We start from the raw sequence: 13,997 nt of genomic DNA, 5'->3' as shown, positions 1-13,997 counted from the left end.
GCGTCAGCGCGGCCGGGTGCTCTCCCGGACGACCAGCTCCGCGGGCACCAGATGCCGAGCCCCGGCATCCCCGCCCGCCATCCGCTCCTCGAGAAGCCCGAAGGTGCGGCGGCCGACCTCGATGAAGTCCTGCCGCACCGTGGTCAGCGGCGGCGTGAAGTACTCAGCCTCCGGAACATCATCGAACCCGGCGACGTGCACATCCTCCGGCACCCGGATCCCCGCCTCGGTGAACGCCCGCAGCAGACCCAGCGCCATCTGGTCATTGGCCGAAAACACCGCCTTGAGCCCCCGCTTGCCGACCAGTGCGCGCCCGGCCTCGTAGCCCGAACGCGGGCTCCAGTCACCACGCACCACCGCCGGCACGCGCAGGCCGCGCCCCTCCAGCGTCTCGCGCCAGCCGCGTTCCCGGTCGCGGGCCTCCAGCCAGTCCTCCGGCCCGGCCAGGTGCCACACCGTCCGGTGCCCCAGGGACAGCAGGTGCTCGGTGACACGCCGGGCGCCGTCGTACTGGTCGACCGAGAGCACCGGCACCGGCGCCGCATCGCCACCGCCGACCGCGACCAGCGGGATGTCCGACGGCGCCGCGTCGAGCGCCCGCCCGGCCGTGACGTGCGGGGCGATCACGACGATCCCCTCCACCGCCTGGCGCCGCAGACTCTCCACCGCGTCGCCGATCGACGTCCGGCCCGGCCGCGTCACGCTGCAGATCGCGACGCCGTACCCGGCCTCGCGGGCCGCGTTCTCGATGCCGTAGAGCGTGCTCGCCGGTCCGTAGAGATTGGACTCGAGCGCGACCACGCCGAGGGTGCCGGACCGGCCGGTGACCAGCGCCCGCGCCGCGGTGTTGGGCCGGTACCCGAGCTTCTGCACGGCGGCGAGCACCCGCTCGCGGGTCTCCGGGCGCACCGGCCCGCTCTCGTTGACCACGCGCGAGACGGTCATGTGCGAGACGCCGGCCATGCCGGCGACGTCGGCCAGGCTCGGCTGCCGCAGCCCCGACGGAGGGGTCCTCGTCTGCTCCCCCGGCTTCGCCCGGTCCACCACCCTGGCCCCCTGAATCTCGTACCGTGTCCCCACCCCGTGACGGTACCGCCGAATCGGCGCGTTCCGGACGTCCCGCGCCGGGTCAGGACCGGCCGAGCGGACCAGCAAGCGCTTTCACAGCCGCCGTGACGTGCCGGGTGACGATCGCCCGGCTTGTGGCGGCGAGCCGGGCGGTCGGATCTCGGCTGGTCCCGTGGTCGTGGCCGAGAACGCTGAGCGTCCCGGGCACGAGGTGCGCGAGCGCGGCGCCGGCCCGGCACGGTGTCTCCGGGGGCGCCGCGGACGCCACAGCGGGATGTGGCGTGCGTCTCATCCGGCCGGGCGAGCGGGGACGCGGGGCCGGCCCGGGACAACTTCGACGAGTACGCCCATCCGCGGCTGGCGCTACGGCATCGCGACCAACCTGCTGCGCAACCACGTGCGCCAGGAGGTCCGCGGGTTCCAGCTGACCGCGAAGGCGGGTGCCGAGGACCGCCCGCCGAAAACCACGACACCGCGGTCGCCGGCCGGGTCGACGCGGCGGCGCGTGCTCGCCGCCGAACTCGCCGGACTGTCCGAACAGGACCGTGACGTCCTGCTGCTCACCTCCTGGGCCGGTCTCGAACCGGCCGAAGTCGCCGAGGCGCTCGGCGTGCCCGCGAGCACGCTGGATGGCGGTGACCGCCGTCGTCGTCGCGCAGCAGCGCCCGACGGCTCCGGCACCCGGCCCGGCCGCCGCGCCACCGGTCCGGACCACCACCGGCGTCCCGACGTCGGCCGCCCCGGACCTCCGGCTGATGTCGGCGGTCCAGGTGCTGACCCGGGCCGCGGACCTGACCGTCGGGGCGGCCGACCAGCCCGTCGGCCCCGGACAGTTCCGGTACGTCGGCGAGCACACGTGGGTGCAGCGCGGCGTCCACACCGGCTACACCTACCTGTGGGAGCAGGAGGTCGACCGCTGGATTCCCGCGAACGAGCACGACGTCTGGCAGGAGACGCGCAGGATCCTGAGCACCGGGAAGTTCCTCGGGGGGTCGGTGCCGCAGCCGCAGGCCCCGGATCCGGCCATCGAGGACACCGACCAGGGCCAGCGGCAGGGCCGTTGCGGCGACTTCTTCCCGCAGGCCAAGCCGCCGAAGAAGTGCGGCGACGCGACCGATTGGGACAGCCCGGCGTTCTACGCGGCCTTGCCGCACGACCCGGTGGCGCTGTACGCGAAGCTGCAGCAGCTGACGAAGGCCCGCGGCTCGACGCCGTCGGTGATGTTCCCCTTCGGCACCGAGATCCTGCGCGCGGGGCAAATGCCGGCGCAGCTGCGGGCGCAGTGGTACCGGGCGCTGGCGAAGATCCCGGGCATCACGGTCCAGGCGGCGGAGGCGAACCTCGACGGCCGCACGGGCATCGCGCTGGGCCTGGACGACCGGCACGAAATCCGGCAGCTGATCATCGACCCGGCGACCGGCGGGTTCATCGGCGAGCGCACGATCGCCGGAGCGGAGCCCGACGAGCCGTGGATCAAGCCGGGCACCCAGCTCGGGGCCGGCGCGATCACGACCGCGGTGACCGGGCGGCTCGGCGAGGTCCCGCCGAAGTGACGAACCCGGCGTAACGAACCCGCTGCCAGCGCCCCAATGTGGCCTTGCGTCAACGCACCCAGGGCCACATCGGGGCGTCCGGGTTCGGCCGTCGGCGAGCGTCAAGCCTGGGTGAGGCGCACGCAGCACGAGCCCGGTTGCGGGTCCAGCCGGGCCCGCAACCCGCTCTCCCCCGCTCCCGCGAGCATTCCCTCGACCAGCCCCAGGTTCATCTCGCACACCAGTCGCGTGTGGACCTGGGACAGCCGGTGGAACGGGCAGTTGGCGAGCGCCACCTCGCCGTCCTCGAGGCGCGGCTCGAAGCCGTTCTCCTCCAGCGTGTCCACGATGTCGCGGCCGCCGGCGGCCAGCTCCGCCCCGCGCTCGCGCGCGCAGCGGGTCAGGATCTGCCGCGGCGAACCGCCGGTTTCGTCCGCCTCCTCCACCGCGGCCGCCAGCAGCCCGCCCGCCAGCTCGTACTGGCGCTCGGGCAGGGAAATGCTCACCTGGCGGTCCGACCGCCGGTACAGCTTCGCCGGGCGGCCCGCGCCCGGGCCGCTGCGGCCGGTCCGGCGCTCGTGGCCCACCGCCAGCAGCCGCTCCTCCACCAGGCGGTCGAGGTGGAACGCGACCGTCGCCCGGGGCACGCCGAGAGCGGCGGCGACGTCGTCGCGGCTCACCGGCTCCGGGCGGCGGACGACGTACTCGTACAACCGGCGCCGGGTCGGCTCGTCGAGCGCCGCGGCCGCGGCCAGCGCCTGGGTTTCCTGCATCACCGCATTCTAAAACAAAGACCTGTTGACGAAAACCCCTGGGAGCTTCTAACGTCGGTCTGACTTGTTTTTAGAAGGAGGCACCCTCGTGAGCGTCGATCCCGTCAGCGCCCCGGTCCCGCTGCGGCACCTCGGTGTCGTCCACAACCGCGACACCGTCGACCTGGACGCGGCCGAACGCGCGGTCGCCGACCTGCTGCGGGCGCTCGGGAAGGACCCGTCGTCGGAGCACCTCGGCGACACGCCGCGGCGGGTGGCCCACGCCTACGCGGAGATGCTGCAGCCGCGCGACTTCCAGCTGACGACCTTCCCCAACGACGAGGGCTACGACGAGCTCGTGCTGGCGAAGAGCATCCCGGTGCAGTCGCTGTGCGAGCACCACCTGCTGCCCTTCCGCGGCGTCGCCCACGTCGGCTACCTGCCCGGCGAGCGGATCCTCGGGCTGTCCAAGCTCGCCCGGGTCGTCGAGATGTTCGCGCGCGACCTGCAGGTGCAGGAGCGGTTGACCAAGCAGGTCGCGGACTGGCTGCAGGAGCACCTGGCGCCGAAGGGCGTCGGCGTCGTGATCGAGGCCGAGCACCTGTGCATGTCCCTGCGCGGGGTGCGGGCGAGCGGCGCGCTGACCGTGACGTCGTCGCTGCACGGCCTGCTGCGGGAAGAACCCAAGACGCGGCAGGAGTTCTTCGCCCTGAGCGGGGTGAGCGCGTGATGACCACGTTCGTCATCGCCGGCGGCGGGCTGACCGGCGCGAAGGCCGCGGAAACCCTGCGGGTCGAGGGGTTCGACGGGCGGGTCGTGCTCGTCGGCGCCGAACCGGACCTGCCCTACGAGCGGCCGCCGCTGTCGAAGGGGTACCTGCTCGACCAGGACGACCGCGCCTCGGTGTTCGTCCACGAGGAGAAGTGGTACGTCGACCAGCGCATCGAGGTGCTGACCGGCCGACGCGTGACCGCGCTGGACCGGGCGGCGCACGAGGTGGAACTGGCCGGCGGCGAACGCCTCGGGTACACGAAGCTGCTGCTGGCGACCGGGGCGTCGCCGCGGCGGTTGCGGGTGCCCGGCAACGACCTCGACGGCGTCCACTACCTGCGCCGGCTCGCGCACGCCGACCGGTTGCGCGACGCGCTGGCCGCGGGCGGCCGGGTCGTCGTGGCCGGCGCCGGCTGGGTCGGGCTGGAGACGGCCGCCGCCGCGCGCCACTACGGCTGCCCGGTGACGATCGTCGAGCCCGGACCGACCCCGCTGCACGCCACGCTCGGGCCGGAGGTGGGCGGGTACTTCGCCGACCTGCACCGCCGCCACGGCGTCGAACTGCGGTTCGGCACCGGCGTGACGGGCTTCGCGGGCGATTCCGCGGTCTCGGCGGTGCTGACCGACGACGGCGAGATCCCGGCCGACGTGGTCGTCGTCGGCATCGGCGCCCGGCCCGAGACGCAGCTGGCCGCCGAGGCGGGCTTGGCCGTCGACGACGGCGTCCTCGTGGACGCGGGCCTGCGCACGGACGACCCGGACGTCTTCGCGGCGGGCGACGTCGCGAGCGTGTGGCAGGAGCGCTACGGACGTCGCGTCCGCGTGGAGCACTGGGCCGCGGCGACGAACGGCGGCCCGGCGGCGGCACTGGCGATGCTCGGCCGCGAAGTGGTCCACGACGACCTGCCGTACTTCTTCTCGGACCAGTACGACGCGGGCATGGAGTTCACCGGCTGGTTCCCGCCGGGCGGTTACGACCGCGTCGTCACCCGCGGCGACGCCGAGGCGTTCCACGCGTTCTGGCTCACCGGCGGCCGGGTGGTCGCGGGACTGCACGTGAACAAGTGGGACGAGGGCCTCGACGCGGTGCGCGAACTGATCCTCAGTGGACGGACCGTGGACGCGGACCGGCTCGCCGACCCGGCCCGGCCGCTGACGGACTGAGGTCCGCTCAGCGCGATCCGGCCGCGAACTCCGCCAAGCCGGTGTCGATGAGCCGGGCCGCGCTGCGCACGTCGGCGGTGACCGCCCGGCGGACCTGGTCCGGACTGCGTTCGCCGTCGAGACTCCGGCGCAGCGCCGTGGACTGGATGCCCCAGAGCCCGAGCAGGGCGGTTGCCGCGATCTGGCACCGCGGGTCGTCGGCGGCGCGGCCGGTCCGGGCGGCCAGCACCTCGGCGGCCACCGCCTCCAGCTGTTCGGTCCTGTCCCGGTGGTGCGCCCGCAGCGCGGGCGTCGAGCGGACCAGCTCGGCGAACGCCTGGATCCGGGCGCTCGCCCCGGCCCGGTCCGGTTGGGTCTCCAGCCAGGACAGCAGCGCGTCCAGCTCGCCGGCCAGGATCTCCAGCACCGCTTCGACGGGGGTGCGGCCGGTTCCGGCCAGCCCGTCGCGCAGCGCGGCCATGGTGGCTTCGGGCCGGTCGAGGATCAGGGCTTCCTTGCTGGGGAAGTAGTTGAAGACGGTCTTCTCCGACACGTCGCAGGCCGCGGCGATCTCGGCGACGCGGACCGCGTCGAAACCGCGCTCGAGGAACATGGCCGTGGCCGTGTCGGTCAGCCGGCGGCGCAGCAGCCGCTTCTTGCGCTCCCGCAGTCCCTCCGCGCCGGAGGTCTCCCAGTCCACCGTGGGCAAGCTCATCCGCCCACTGTAATGACCGGACGTTGCGCAGATAAGTTCAGTGACTGTAATCTTTCAGCGTGAGTAACCCACTGCAATACGCCGGCCTGTTCGTGATCGGCGTCCTCGCCGGCGAAGAGCTGATCGTCCGGTACGGCCTGCATCCGGCGCTGTCCCGGCTGGACGATCACCCGCACCTGCTGGCCCGCCAGGCCCTGGTGCGCCGCCTGCGGGTGGTGGTGCCGATCGTGATGCTCCCCGCGGCCGCGCTCGCCGCGGCGGTCCTCGTCGTGGTCACCGGCCCCGGCCTGGCGCTGAGATGGGCGACCGTCCTCGCGATGGTGACGTTCCTGCTGCTGTCGTTCCTCGGGACGGTGCCGATCAACATCAAGGTCGGCGGCTGGCGAGCGGACGCGCCGCCGCCCGGCTGGCAGGCGGTGATCGCCCGCTGGGCCCGCCTCGACATCCTCCGCTCGGCGGCGGCGACCGCCGCGTTCCTGTTCGCCGTCCTCGCCGTCGCGCAGGCGAACTGACCCGCCACGGGCGTGTCCGATCGGCCGGCTCGGGGATGACCGCGGGGCGCAGTGTCCGAAAGCACAGTGTCCGAAAGCACCCGCGGCATCCCGGCGAGCCGGTCCGCTGTGGACCGTCCTAGTTGTCCCGCCGGTGCCGGCCGGGCCGGGGAGCCGCGATCGCGCGGATGCGGATCGCCAGGTCGCCTCGGCGTTCCCGGCGGGCGTACTCCAGCAGCGCCTCCGCCTGATCGCGCGGCAGCCAGCCGCGGTCCGCGCCCGCCTCCAAGCGGAGCAGGTGGGTCACCAGCTCGCGCGACTCCTCGTCCTGTTCGCCGGCGCGCTCCGCGAACCGGCGGGCCGCCTCCGCCTCGCCGTCGCACCACGCCGTCATCGCCAGCAGCGTCGCCGTGGCCGTCATGATGTCGCCGCGGTGGACGCCACCCTCCGCCGCCAAGTGCTCCGCCAGCTGGAAACTGCGCGTGCCGACGCCGCCGGCCCCCTCGTGGCGCACCGCGTCCGCGAGCGCCCGGATCTGCTGCGTGACATAGTCCCCGCCCGACAACCCCGCCATGTCGTCCCCTCTGCCGCGCACGCCAATTCGTGCGTCCCCCGACAGGTGTACTCCATCAGTGGCTGGATACGTCGAACGCCCCACCGGTTTCGGCCGAACAGCCGGAAAGTCAGCCCGATCGTCCCGGTTCGGCCCGCCGGTGGGACATGTAGACCGCCGCCGAGGTGCGCCGCTCGACGCCGAGCTTGTGCAGCACCGACGACACGTAGTTCTTCACCGTCTTCTCGGCCAGGAACAGCCGTTCGGCGATCTGCCGGTTGGTCAGGCCCTCCGCGACCAGGTCCAGCACCCGCCGCTCCTGCGGGCTCAGCTGCTCGTACCGCGGGTCCGGGGCCGCGACGTTTTCGCCGCGCAGCTTGTTCATCACCGACGCGGTGAGCGTGGCGTCCAGCAGCGAGCCGCCGGCGGCGACCGTGCGGACGGCCTCGATCAGCGACCGGCCGGACACCTGCTTGAGCATGTACCCGGCCGCGCCCGCCATGATCGCGCCGAACAGCGCTTCGTCGTCCGAATAGGACGTCAGCATCAGGCAGGCCGGCGGCGGGTCCACGGTGGACCGGATCTCGCGGCACACCGCCACGCCTTCGCCGTCGGGCAGCCGGACGTCGAGAACGGCCACGTCCGGGCGGGCCTGCGGGATCCGCACCAGCGCCTCGGCCGCCGTCCCCGCCTCCCCGACCACCTCGATGTCGGGTTCGGGCTCGAAAACGGTCTTCAGCCCGGTCCGGACCAGCTCGTGGTCGTCCAGCAGGAACACCGCGATCGTCATCGTCCTCTCCCCTGCTCGCCGGTCATCGCCGGCAGCTCCGCCGTCCATTCCAGCCGCGCTCCGCCGTCCTCGCCCGCCGCCAGCACGCAGTGGCCGCTCCACCGGGCCGCCCGGGAAGCGAGGTTGGCCAGGCCGCTGATCCGGCCCGCCTCCGCCGGCGGGCCGGCCCCGTCGTCGTGCACCACCAGCGTCAGGCGCCGGCCGTGCCGGTCCACCGTGACCTCGACCGACGACGACTTCGCCCCGGCGTGCCGGGCGACGTTCGTCAGCGCTTCGCGCAGCGACGCGATCAGGTCGGAGCGGACCGCGTCCGGGACCGCGGCGTCGAGCGGCCCGTCGAAGCCGACGCGCGGCTCGAAGCCGAGCGCGTCCCGGGCGTCCACGGCCACTCGCAGCAGTTCCGCGCGGAGGCTGCCCTGCGCCTGCGCCGGCGCCTGCAGCGAGAAGATGCTGTTGCGGATCTCCCGGATCGTGCCGTCGAGGTCCTGGGCGAACCCGGCCACGCGCGCGGCGACCCCGGCGTCGGCGATCAGCCTGCTGACGCCCTCCAGCCCGAGCCCGGTCGCGAACAGCCGCTGGATCACCAGGTCGTGCAGGTCGCGCGCGATCCGGTCGCGGTCGGAGAACACCGCCAGCTGCTGACGCGCCTCCTGCGCGCGGGAGAACTCGACGGCGAGCGCGGCGTGCCCGGCGAAGGTCTTGGCCAGCTGGACGTCGGAATCGGTGAACGGCGAGCGGTCGCGGAACTTCGCGACCACCAGGACCCCGAGGGTCTCCTCACCGACGATCAGCGGCACCGAGATCGCCGAATCCAGGTCCTTGATCATCGCCGGCATCGGCCCGTCGTGGTCGCGCTGCTGCTCCTGCACGCGTTCGCCGTAGTCGCGCACCACGACCGGCTGCCGGGTGGTGAACGCCATCCCGGTGGCGGTGCCCTCGGTCGGCACGGTCAGGCCGATCAGGCGGTCGGCGTCCTCGCCCGGCGGCTCGACGACGTCGAACACGAGCCGGCCGGGGCCGTCGGGCCGCGCGATCGCGCCGGCCGTCCCGCCGGCGACGACGCGGGCGCGTTCGGCGACCAGCCGCAGCGTGTCCCGCAGGTTCTGGGCCGCGAGCAGGGCGCGGGTGACGTCGTAGGAGGCCTCGAGCCAGCGTTCGCGGCGGCGCATCTGGTCGACGAGCAGGGCTCTCTCGACGGCCATCCCGGTGGCCGCGGTGAGCGCGCCGAGCACCTCGCGTTCCCGGCGGCCGAGCTCGCCGCCGTCGCCGGGATCGACGGTCAAGGTCCCGAACGTCTGCGTTCCGGCGCGCACCGGCAGCTCGACCGCACCGGCATCGAGCGCACCCCGGCCGTACTCGGCGATCGCGCCCTCACCGAGGTCAAGGCGGCCGCGCCGGAGGCCGAGCAGCTCGCACGTCGCGGTCACCGCGCGGTCCAGCAGTGCGGGCAGCTCCAGCTCGCGGGCGATGCCGCCCACCGCCGACAGGATCGCCGGCATGCTGATTTCGTCCGCCACTTCCCGTCGACCCCGCTGGTTCCGCTGGTATCCCGGGCGCGCCCCGGGCCGTCAAGGGTCCCACAGGCCACTGCCCGTGTCGGCCCAATCCGGTTCGTCCATCCGGTGGGTCGATGGCGGGAGCCGCTCCGTTACGGCACTCGGGAGATCACTCCGCGTGGCAGGCGATGCGGTGACCGCTGATCGTCTCCGCCGGGACGCGCAGGAACCGGTGGCTCGCGCCGGCGGGCGGCGGGCACGGACAGGGCAGCTCGCCGAGATCGACGGCAGCGGATTCGGTGGCGCGGCCCAGCAGGCTGACGTACCAGCCGGCGCCCAGGTCGGCGGCGAACTCGTCGGCTTCGAACGCGACGACGGCGTCGCGCGCACCCGCGTACAAGGGACTGCCGGGCGGGACGGCGAACACCACGGCGTCGTCGACGACCGTGAAGCGCACCGGACGCACCGCCGGCATGGCCCGGTGGGTGTAGATCACCCGTCCGAGGCTCGCCGTCCGGAGCAAGGCGAGGCACTGCTGCCGATCGAGCAGCAGCCCGAAGCCCACGTCGTCCACCATCGCGTCCCTGTGTTTCTCCTGTGAAATCCCCGGTCACCAGCGTGATCGGTTCGCCCGATCCGCCGATAGGGCCGTTCGGCCCGGCTCCCGCGACGACGGCGGCCACGCACATCGGGCCGCCTCCGGCCAGGGCCGGAAGACCCGGTTCGGGACGGCCGCCCGGCCGGTGTGGCGGCCACGCGGAGTGACCTAGCGTCGTGACCGTCCGTCGCCGGAAACGCAGGAAGAGGGGGTGAGGCCGATGCCGCCGCACTCCGCCGAGGGTGGTCCCACGCCCACGGCGACCTTCTCCCTCGACCCGGCGCTCGTCCGGTCGGCGGTGCAGGGCAACCGCGCCGCGGTGGCCGGGGTGCTGCGCGCGCTGCGGCCGATCGTCTTCCGCTACTGCCTGGGCCGGCTGCGCACGTGGCAGGACGGTTCGTCGGACGCCGAGGACTGCGCCCAGGACGTGCTGCTCGCGATCGTCCGCGCGCTGCCGGGGTACCGGCACCCGCCCGACGGCTTCGTCCCGTTCGTCTTCGGCATCGCCGCGCACAAGGTGTCCGACTTCCACCGCCGCCGGGCGCGCGACCGCACCAGCCCGGTCGCCGAACCCCCGGCCGGCCGATCGGACGGCGCGGATCCGACGAGCGAGGCGGCCGAGCGCTCCGCGGCGCTCGACTGGTCCTCGGGGCTGCTCGACACGCTCCCGCCGCGCCAGCGCGAAATCCTGGTCCTGCGGATCATCCTCGGCATGACGGCGGAGGAGACGGCCGCGGCGGTCGGTCTCGGCAGCCCCGGCGCGGTCCGCGTCGCCCAGCACCGCGCGCTGGCGACCCTGCGGCGCAGCCTGGCCGACCACCGCGAAGCCGCCTCCTGACCGCGCGTGCGACCATGCTCCGGTGCCCCGCTGCTGATCGTCGTCGGCGGCCTGCCCGCGACCGGGAAGACGACCGTCGCCGCGGAACTGGCGCGCCGCACCGGGTTCGCCTTCCTGCGCGTCGACACGATCGAGCACGCGATCCTGCGCAGCACGGCGCTCGGCCGGCCGCTGGGCCCGGTCGGCTACGTCGTCGCCCGCGAGGTGGCCGCCGGCGTGCTCCGCGCGGGGGTGAGCGTGATCGCCGAGTGCGTCAACCCGCTCGCCGTCACCCGGGACGCCTGGCGGGCGACCGGGATCGAGGCCGGAGCGCGGGTGCCGGAAACCGAAATCGTCTGCTCGGACCCGGCCGAACACCGGCGGCGGGCGGAGACCCGCGATCCCGGTGTCCCGGGCTCGTCCCGCCCACCTGGGCGGAGATCGTGGCCCGCGAGTACGAACCGTGGAGCCGCGACCGGCTCGTCGTGGACACCGCCGGGCGGCCGGTCGGCGAAGCGGTTTCGGTCATCTCCGCGGCTTTCGCCGATCCGGCGTCGTGAAGCGGTGATTCACGACGCCATTCAGCCATTTCACGGCAATTCCCGGCTATCCGGCGTGCCGCGCGCATTCCCCAGGCCTCACCGAGGGATACGGATGCCGGTTCACTTCGGTTCAAAGTTTTTTCCGCGGGTCCGGCACGTAGGGAAGATCCCCAGGTCAGAGCCCTCTTCCACTACGGAAACACGAACCCGGCCTGACGGTTCGTAACGGCGAAAAAGAACTTCTTGCCCGGTGTCAAGCGCCCGTGTAGGTTCCATAACGGAACGATAACCAGCCGGTTGACGGCGCGGCCACGGGCAGGTGACCGCGCACCCACTGATGTCGGGTCAGTGGACCAGCCGGGCTTCGTTCCTGCCGACACATCCCGCAAGAACCCCGCCTGATCGGGACGAGCCTGGGCTCGTTCCGGCTCAGTGTCGCGCGTTCCCGCCAGCCCGACACACCCCGGAGGATTTTCCCATGTCCCGCACCCAAGGACGGCATCGCCTGTCGCGCCGGACGAAGATCGCGACCGGCGGCCTCGCCCTCGCGATCGCGGTCGGTGGCATCGTCGTCGCGACGACCACCGGCAACACCGGTGAAGCCAGCGCCGACGAAGCGAACCCCGCGTTCTTCGTCGACATCCTGAAGGTGAAGCCGAACCAGTTCGACCCGCGCCCGGTCAGCGGCGCGGCGACCGGCACGTTCACCGTCGACTGCGGCCGCAACGAAAACCAGCACTTCAACCCGGACAACTTCATCGCCCAGCCCGGCGTCCGCAACGGCGCCCAGCACCTGCACGACTACGTCGGCAACCTCTCGACCAACGCCGACTCGAACAACAAGAGCCTGGTCAAGTCCGGGACCACCTGCCGCAACGGTGACAAGTCCGCCTACTTCTGGCCCGTGGTCCGCATCGACACCGGCGAAGAGGAGAAGAACGAGCCCGCCAAGGTGCCCGACGGCGACCGGGCGCAGGCCGACCGCGAGGCGAAGACCGTCCAGGTCGCGTGCCCGGACGTCGCCAGCAAGCTGACCGACATCCCCGACCAGGCGATGGCCGAAGTGGACAGCAACCTCGACCAGCTCGACTCGCAGGCCGACGAAGCCAACCAGCGCATCGCCGCGACGCAGGGCCAGGGCGGCCAGGACTTCGTGCGCAACGCGATCCTGAACCCGCTCAAGGACCGGCGCAGCGCCATCCTCGACCGGATCGCCATCGCGATCGGCCGGTTCGCGCAGAAGCCGGGCAACCTGGGCGATCTCGCGCCGTGCGCGACGAAGCCGGGCAAGGACACCGGAACACCGACGCCGCCGCCGAGCACCACGGCCGGCGGGGCGCTGCCCGGGCAGGACCAGAACAACGAGCTGCCCGGCAACGACGGCAAGATCGTGCGGCCGCAGCGCGTGCAGATCACCTTCCGCGGCAGCCCGGTCGGCAAGGTGGTGGCGATGCCGCGCTTCCTGCGCGTGCTCTACGGCGACGCGAAGGTCTCGACCAACGGGCCCGCCAACGCCAAGGCGAGCTGGACGTGCACCGGGTTCGAGAACCGCGTCACCGACAAGTACCCGATCTGCCCCGACGGCAGCAAGGTCAAGCGGATCCACACCTTCCCGAGCTGCTGGGACGGCAAGAACACCGACAGCGCCAACCACCGCACCCACATCGTGTTCCCGGACCAGTTCGGCCGGTGCGGCAACGGGTTCAAGGCGGTGCCGCAGCTGCAGATCTCGCTGACCTACGACATCCCGCACGACATCCAGGTCAAGAAGCAGTACAAAGTGGACGCTTTCCCGCAGGAGAAGCACAACCCGGGTTCCGACCACGACGACTTCGCGAACGTGATGTCGCAGCGGATCATGAACGGCCTGGTGAACTGCGTGAACCGCGGCCGGATCTGCCGGGCGTGACCCGGGACCGGCGGCGCACCCGGGGATGGTGCGCCGCCGGTTCCGCGTGACAATGGCCGCATGGTCACCGGCGACGAAGTCCGCGCGTTCGCTTCCACCCTCCCCCGCGCGTACGAAGCACTCGTGCGCGACCGGATCAAGTTCCGGGTCGGCCAGATCGTGTTCGTGGCGCTGTCGGCGGACGAGACCCTGATGGGCTTCGCCTTTCCCCGCGAGCAGCGGGAAGCGCTGATCGCGGCGGAACCCGGCAAGTTCCTGCTGCCCGAGCCGTCGGACCTGCGCTTCCGGTGGGTCCGGTGCCGCCTGGCGGCGATCGACGCCGAGGAGATGCGGGAGCTGGTCGTGGAGGCGTGGCGGATGTGCGTGCCGATGAAGGTCTGGACCGCCTACCTGGAGACCCACCCGCTCTGACGACGACCCACAAGATCGATCGCGAAGGCCTCTTCGCCGGCACCGCCGGTGAGGAGGCCTTCGTCGTCGGCGCCCGTGCGCATCTCCCGCGCCGGCTATGACGAACGCACGCGCCGGGTGTGCGAACCGCATTCCAGAAGACGTCACGCTGCCGGGCCGCGACCGATATTTGTGCTCGTCACCCCGGCCCGGTGGAGCTACCGGGAACCACTCCACATCCCCAGGAGGAACCATGATCTCGACCTTCGAACGCCCCTCGGCCGTCGTCGTCCACAACCGCGCGGTGGTCCACAACCGCGCCGTCGTCCACAACCGCGCCGTCGTCCACAACCGCGCCGTCGTCCACAACCGCGCCGTCGTGCACAATCGCGCTTCCGCCAAGTAGGTCCGCGGCCAAGCCGCCCCCGCG

General features: G+C 72.8%; 15 protein-coding genes and 1 pseudogene. 9 read left to right on the top strand and 7 right to left on the bottom strand.

The features are described 5' to 3' along the window. Positions 1-3: 3 nt before the first annotated feature. The gene (locus ISP_RS23465; RefSeq protein WP_013226230.1) at positions 4-1,047 is read right to left on the bottom strand and encodes a LacI family DNA-binding transcriptional regulator; all 1,044 of its coding nucleotides are present in this window, start codon (positions 1,045-1,047) and stop codon (positions 4-6) included. Between the two features lie 461 nt (positions 1,048-1,508). On the opposite strand from ISP_RS23465, the gene ISP_RS23460 reads away from it, so the two are divergent. Further along, positions 1,509-2,621, top strand: coding sequence for a CU044_5270 family protein (locus ISP_RS23460; RefSeq protein ID WP_176742237.1), 1,113 nt, complete (start codon positions 1,509-1,511; stop codon positions 2,619-2,621). 101 nt (positions 2,622-2,722) lie between these two features. On the opposite strand, the gene ISP_RS23455 is transcribed toward ISP_RS23460, so the two are convergent. After that, on the bottom strand, positions 2,723-3,373 hold the full coding sequence (locus ISP_RS23455; RefSeq protein WP_014467102.1) for a helix-turn-helix transcriptional regulator: 651 nt from the start codon (positions 3,371-3,373) through the stop codon (positions 2,723-2,725). A gap of 88 nt (positions 3,374-3,461) precedes the next feature. Here ISP_RS23455 and folE point away from each other — a divergent pair, with 88 nt between their 5' ends. Together folE and ISP_RS23445 are read left to right on the top strand one after the other, a co-directional pair. Then, complete coding sequence (gene folE / locus ISP_RS23450) at positions 3,462-4,082, top strand: GTP cyclohydrolase I FolE (protein WP_013226227.1); 621 nt, start codon at positions 3,462-3,464, stop codon at positions 4,080-4,082. Continuing rightward, on the top strand, positions 4,082-5,287 hold the full coding sequence (locus ISP_RS23445; protein ID WP_014467101.1) for an NAD(P)/FAD-dependent oxidoreductase: 1,206 nt from the start codon (positions 4,082-4,084) through the stop codon (positions 5,285-5,287). Before folE ends, ISP_RS23445 begins: the two co-directional genes overlap by 1 nt. Positions 5,288-5,294: 7 nt before the next feature. Here ISP_RS23445 and ISP_RS23440 read toward each other — a convergent pair whose 3' ends face one another. Further along, on the bottom strand, positions 5,295-5,981 hold the full coding sequence (locus ISP_RS23440) for a TetR/AcrR family transcriptional regulator (protein WP_014467100.1): 687 nt from the start codon (positions 5,979-5,981) through the stop codon (positions 5,295-5,297). 59 nt (positions 5,982-6,040) lie between these two features. On the opposite strand from ISP_RS23440, the gene ISP_RS23435 reads away from it, so the two are divergent. Then, positions 6,041-6,493 (top strand): DUF1772 domain-containing protein, encoded by a 453-nt coding sequence (locus ISP_RS23435; protein ID WP_013226224.1) that lies wholly within the window; start codon positions 6,041-6,043, stop codon positions 6,491-6,493. A gap of 118 nt (positions 6,494-6,611) precedes the next feature. Here the strand turns inward: ISP_RS23435 and ISP_RS23430 are convergent, their stop codons facing one another. From ISP_RS23430 to ISP_RS23415, 4 genes are all read right to left on the bottom strand, one after another. Next, the gene (locus tag ISP_RS23430) at positions 6,612-7,046 is read right to left on the bottom strand and encodes a hypothetical protein (protein ID WP_013226223.1); all 435 of its coding nucleotides are present in this window, start codon (positions 7,044-7,046) and stop codon (positions 6,612-6,614) included. Positions 7,047-7,155: 109 nt separating this feature from the next. Beyond that, positions 7,156-7,815 carry a response regulator gene (locus ISP_RS23425; RefSeq protein WP_013226222.1) on the bottom strand — a complete coding sequence of 220 codons (660 nt, stop codon included), beginning with the start codon at positions 7,813-7,815 and terminating at the stop codon, positions 7,156-7,158. Next, positions 7,812-9,314 (bottom strand): GAF domain-containing sensor histidine kinase, encoded by a 1,503-nt coding sequence (locus ISP_RS23420; RefSeq protein WP_013226221.1) that lies wholly within the window; start codon positions 9,312-9,314, stop codon positions 7,812-7,814. The genes ISP_RS23425 and ISP_RS23420 overlap by 4 nt, the downstream gene beginning before the upstream one ends. 166 nt (positions 9,315-9,480) lie before the next feature. Continuing rightward, positions 9,481-9,888 carry a pyridoxamine 5'-phosphate oxidase family protein gene (locus ISP_RS23415; protein ID WP_013226220.1) on the bottom strand — a complete coding sequence of 136 codons (408 nt, stop codon included), beginning with the start codon at positions 9,886-9,888 and terminating at the stop codon, positions 9,481-9,483. A 241-nt stretch (positions 9,889-10,129) separates the two neighbouring features. Here ISP_RS23415 and ISP_RS23410 point away from each other — a divergent pair, with 241 nt between their 5' ends. The 5 genes and pseudogenes from ISP_RS23410 (at position 10,130) to ISP_RS23390 (ending at position 13,973) form a co-directional block, all read left to right on the top strand. After that, on the top strand, positions 10,130-10,747 hold the full coding sequence (locus tag ISP_RS23410; protein ID WP_014467098.1) for a sigma-70 family RNA polymerase sigma factor: 618 nt from the start codon (positions 10,130-10,132) through the stop codon (positions 10,745-10,747). A gap of 6 nt (positions 10,748-10,753) precedes the next feature. Further along, positions 10,754-11,065, top strand: a pseudogene (locus ISP_RS48225) (P-loop nucleotide/nucleoside kinase family protein); the annotation flags it as partial. Between the two features lie 681 nt (positions 11,066-11,746). Further along, positions 11,747-13,177, top strand: a complete 1,431-nt coding sequence (locus tag ISP_RS23400) for a DUF1996 domain-containing protein (RefSeq protein WP_013226218.1) — start codon at positions 11,747-11,749, stop codon at positions 13,175-13,177. Positions 13,178-13,237: 60 nt separating this feature from the next. Further along, on the top strand, positions 13,238-13,588 hold the full coding sequence (locus tag ISP_RS23395; protein WP_013226217.1) for an MmcQ/YjbR family DNA-binding protein: 351 nt from the start codon (positions 13,238-13,240) through the stop codon (positions 13,586-13,588). 232 nt (positions 13,589-13,820) lie between these two features. Continuing rightward, positions 13,821-13,973: a hypothetical protein gene (locus tag ISP_RS23390; RefSeq protein ID WP_014467096.1), complete on the top strand. Its 153-nt coding sequence runs from the start codon at positions 13,821-13,823 to the stop codon at positions 13,971-13,973. Positions 13,974-13,997 lie beyond the last annotated feature (24 nt).

It is taken from the genome of Amycolatopsis mediterranei, from assembly GCF_026017845.1.
GTDB classification, from domain to species: domain Bacteria; phylum Actinomycetota; class Actinomycetes; order Mycobacteriales; family Pseudonocardiaceae; genus Amycolatopsis; species Amycolatopsis mediterranei.
Note: the sequence above shows the minus strand (reverse complement) of the source record. Positions and strands in the feature narration are given on the sequence as shown.

Bases quoted from the DNA above. Each gene is read 5' to 3' on its own strand.
- ISP_RS23415 (WP_013226220.1), bottom strand. From the start codon at position 9,888: ATGGTGGACGACGTGGGCTTCGGGCTGCTGCTCGATCGGCAGCAGTGC.
- ISP_RS23390 (WP_014467096.1), top strand. From the start codon at position 13,821: ATGATCTCGACCTTCGAACGCCCCTCGGCCGTCGTCGTCCACAACCGC.
- ISP_RS23455 (WP_014467102.1), bottom strand. From the start codon at position 3,373: ATGCAGGAAACCCAGGCGCTGGCCGCGGCCGCGGCGCTCGACGAGCCG.
- ISP_RS23425 (WP_013226222.1), bottom strand. From the start codon at position 7,815: ATGACGATCGCGGTGTTCCTGCTGGACGACCACGAGCTGGTCCGGACC.
- ISP_RS23440 (WP_014467100.1), bottom strand. From the start codon at position 5,981: ATGAGCTTGCCCACGGTGGACTGGGAGACCTCCGGCGCGGAGGGACTG.
- ISP_RS23410 (WP_014467098.1), top strand. From the start codon at position 10,130: ATGCCGCCGCACTCCGCCGAGGGTGGTCCCACGCCCACGGCGACCTTC.
- ISP_RS23430 (WP_013226223.1), bottom strand. From the start codon at position 7,046: ATGGCGGGGTTGTCGGGCGGGGACTATGTCACGCAGCAGATCCGGGCG.
- ISP_RS23400 (WP_013226218.1), top strand. From the start codon at position 11,747: ATGTCCCGCACCCAAGGACGGCATCGCCTGTCGCGCCGGACGAAGATC.
- ISP_RS23445 (WP_014467101.1), top strand. From the start codon at position 4,082: ATGACCACGTTCGTCATCGCCGGCGGCGGGCTGACCGGCGCGAAGGCC.
- ISP_RS23420 (WP_013226221.1), bottom strand. From the start codon at position 9,314: ATGCCGGCGATCCTGTCGGCGGTGGGCGGCATCGCCCGCGAGCTGGAG.
- ISP_RS23395 (WP_013226217.1), top strand. From the start codon at position 13,238: ATGGTCACCGGCGACGAAGTCCGCGCGTTCGCTTCCACCCTCCCCCGC.